The 3,117-nt window shown below is 74.8% G+C and carries 3 protein-coding genes; 1 reads left to right on the forward strand and 2 read right to left on the reverse strand.

Annotated elements, in window-relative coordinates; genetic code table 11:
- Nucleotides 1-251 precede the first annotated feature (251 nt).
- On the reverse strand, nucleotides 252-1,400 hold the full coding sequence (locus tag G5C62_RS26335; RefSeq protein WP_164703318.1) for a lipid droplet-associated protein: 1,149 nt from the start codon (nucleotides 1,398-1,400) through the stop codon (nucleotides 252-254).
- 155 nt (nucleotides 1,401-1,555) lie between these two features.
- On the opposite strand from G5C62_RS26335, the gene G5C62_RS26340 reads away from it, so the two are divergent.
- Nucleotides 1,556-2,527, forward strand: coding sequence for a 4-hydroxy-3-methylbut-2-enyl diphosphate reductase (locus G5C62_RS26340; protein WP_036337370.1), 972 nt, complete (start codon nucleotides 1,556-1,558; stop codon nucleotides 2,525-2,527).
- A gap of 84 nt (nucleotides 2,528-2,611) precedes the next feature.
- Here G5C62_RS26340 and G5C62_RS26345 read toward each other — a convergent pair whose 3' ends face one another.
- Nucleotides 2,612-3,034 carry a DUF6542 domain-containing protein gene (locus G5C62_RS26345; protein WP_164703319.1) on the reverse strand — a complete coding sequence of 141 codons (423 nt, stop codon included), beginning with the start codon at nucleotides 3,032-3,034 and terminating at the stop codon, nucleotides 2,612-2,614.
- Nucleotides 3,035-3,117 lie beyond the last annotated feature (83 nt).

Here is a 3,117-nt window from a genome sequence, read left to right on the forward strand (position 1 = left end):
GGGTCGGCGTGGGGCTCGGGGTCACGGCCGCCGCGGTGGTGGTGGAATCCCCGACGGCTGTCGGGGTCGGGTCGTCGTCCGCCCCGCCGCCCCGCAGCCAGACGGCCAGCCCGACCACGACGACCAGCACGGTGACCAGTGTGAGCAGCAGGACGAGCCGTCGACGTCCCCCCGTGTCCCTCGTGTCCGCGCCGCCCGTCGTGTCCGCGCCGCCCACCGTCTCCGCTGCCTGCCGCGTCCCTGCCGCCGGCTCAGCCGCGGTCGGCGCTGAGCTTCTCCAGCCGGTTCTGCAGCAGCGTCACGTAGGGCGCGCGGGCGCGGGTGGCCCGCTCGTAGTCGAGCAGGTCGGCCACGGTCTCGGTCGGGTAGGCGCGCAGGTGCCCGCGCAAGGCCGGGATGCTGAAGGAGTCGTAGCCCTCGACCGGGCTGACCGGTGCCCCGTCGGCGGCAGGCCCGGTCTCGTCGGCCGGCGTCTCGGAGGGGACCAGCGGGTCGCTGGCGGCGCTGTCGGTGACCGCGCTGCCGGGCGTGACGCTCTCCGCCGCCTCCGGCCCGCCGAGGTCGACCAGCTCCTCGGCCGCGTCGTCGAGCGCGGGGACGTCGGGCACTGCGTCGTCGACGATCCGGGTCTGCCCGGGCACCTGCTCGGGGGCGATGTCGTCCAGCGTCGACACCCCGGCCGCGAGGACCTCGGCGGGCGGGGTGCCGGGCACCGCGGGCTCGGCGACGAGCTCGTCCGCGACCGCCGCCTCGATCTCGGCCTCGTCCTCGGCGATGTCTGCCACGGTGTCGGCGGTGAGCTCCTCGAGCACCTCGTTCGGGACGGCGTCGGGCGCCTCCGCCGCCACCTCGTCGGCGACCTCGGCAGCCAGTTCGTCGACGACCGCGGTCACCGCGTCGGCCTCCGGGTCGTCCGGCAGCGCGGCCACCTCGGCCGGGGAGAGGTCGGCGACGGTGTCGTCGGAGCTGGCCGCCAGCACGGCCGCCACCTCGTCGGAGAGGTCGTCGGGGTCGGCCACCGGCAGGTCGGCGGCGGCGAGGTCGTCGGCCAGCGTGTCGGCGAGCTCCTCGGCCGTGGGGTCGTCGTCGAGGTCCACGACCCGGTCGAAGGCCGAGCCGCGCCCGGCGGAGGCAGGCCGAGGAGCGGGGGCCTCGTCCTCGTCGTCGTCGAACGTGGCCAGCCCCGGTCCGGCGTCGCCGCGCAGGCTGGTGAGCACCTCGTCGCCGCGGGCCACGAGCCCGGAGTAGTGCTGCTGCAGCTGCAGCGAGGCCTGCAGGGCCTGCCCGATCAGCCGGACCGGGAGCCCCGGCAACGTCGTGGGGAGCTTGCGTGCTTCGTCGAGCACGGTGGCGGCCAGTCCGGCTGCCGCGCGGACCACCTCGGGGATCTCTCGAGCCATGGGGCCCAGGGTGCCGCACGTGGCGATCACCGGCAGCCCGACCGCGTGCGCCGTCCCCCGTCCGGGCGCACTCCTGCCGCCCCAGCGTGTCCAGCCCCACCCGTTCCGGGCCGCAGTGGCCGGTCCCGTGCGGTGCGCGCACCTACAGTGGGGGCATGGCTGAACCGCGCGGACGCGTCCTGCTGGCCGACCCCCGGGGGTACTGCGCCGGCGTCGACCGGGCGGTCGTCGCCGTCGAACGCGCGCTGGAGATCCACGGCGCCCCGGTCTACGTCCGGAAGCAGATCGTGCACAACAAGCACGTCGTGGCGACCCTCGAGCGCCGCGGTGCGGTGTTCGTGGAGGAGACCGACGAGGTGCCCGAGGGCGCGGTCGTCGTCTTCAGTGCCCACGGCGTCTCCCCGGCGGTCAAGGCCGAGGCGGAGCAGCGGTCGCTGCGGACGATCGACGCCACCTGCCCCCTGGTGAGCAAGGTGCACATGGAGGCCAAGCGCTTCGCCAAGGACGACTACGACATCCTGCTGATCGGGCACCGCGGGCACGAAGAGGTCGAGGGCACGATGGGCGAGGCCCCGGCCAACACCCAGCTCGTCGACGGCGCCGAGGACATCGCCAACGTCCAGGTGCGCGACCCGGAGAAGGTCGTCTGGCTCTCCCAGACCACGCTGTCGGTCGACGAGACGCTGGCCACGGTCGACTCGTTGAAAACCCGGTTCCCCGGTCTGCAGAGCCCGCCCAGCGACGACATCTGCTACGCGACGCAGAACCGGCAGCAGGCGGTCAAGCAGATGGCCGCCGAGTGCGACCTCGTGCTGGTCGTCGGCTCCACCAACTCCTCGAACTCGGTCCGCCTGGTCGAGGTGGCGCTGGAGGCCGGGGCCCGGGACTCCCACCTGGTCGACTTCGCCTCCGAGGTCGACGAGGCCTGGCTGGACGGCGTCGGCACGGTCGGGGTCACCAGCGGCGCCTCCGTGCCGGAGATCCTGGTCAGCGAGGTGCTCGACTGGCTGGCGGCTCGCGGGTACGCCGACGTGGAGACGGTCAAGGCCGCAGAGGAGCGTCTGGTGTTCGCCCTGCCGCACGAGCTGAAGCCGCGTCGCGAGGCGCTGGCGGTCGAGACCGACTGACGGACCCGACCTGCCCCGACGCGGGGCGGGACGCGAGAGGGCCGGCACCCGTGGGGTGCCGGCCCTCTCGCGTGTCCGGGTGGATCAGCGGCGGGCGGCCAGCCGCCCGAGGGTGATCACCAGCGCGACGCCGGTGGCCAGGCCCATGGCCGGGAACCCGCGCACGAGCAGCGTCGCCAGCGTGGGGAGGTTCAGGCTGGCCGACGGCGCCAGGCCGATGTTCAGCAGGGCCACCGCCACGAACACCAGGGGCGGGGCGACCAGGACGCTCAGCAGGTCGCTCCGCCGGGTGACCAGGGCGGCCCCGATGGTCCCGGCGGTGAGTGCCACCAGCGTGATCATGCCGAGGCCGAGGCCGATGTAGGAGTCGGCCGCGGCGGCGACCAGGGTGACCAGGAAGACGCCGGCGATCGCGAGGGCGCCGCGCATCCCGGGGCTGTGGGCACGGGTGCCGTACGCAGAGGAGCCGCTCCCGTCCCGCGCGGCGACCTCGGGGACCAAGCTCACCGAGCTCATGCGAGCAGGTCCCCCTGGTGGGGTCGTGGACGGACGCGATGCCCGCACCGCCGGCTCCACGCTGCGGGGCAGGC

The sequence above is a fragment of the Modestobacter sp. KNN46-3 genome (assembly GCF_011039295.1).

Coding starts and splice junctions, on each gene's coding strand:
- G5C62_RS26340 (WP_036337370.1), top strand. CDS start 1,556: ATGGCTGAACCGCGCGGACGCGTCCTGCTGGCCGACCCCCGGGGGTAC.
- G5C62_RS26335 (WP_164703318.1), bottom strand. CDS start 1,400: ATGGCTCGAGAGATCCCCGAGGTGGTCCGCGCGGCAGCCGGACTGGCC.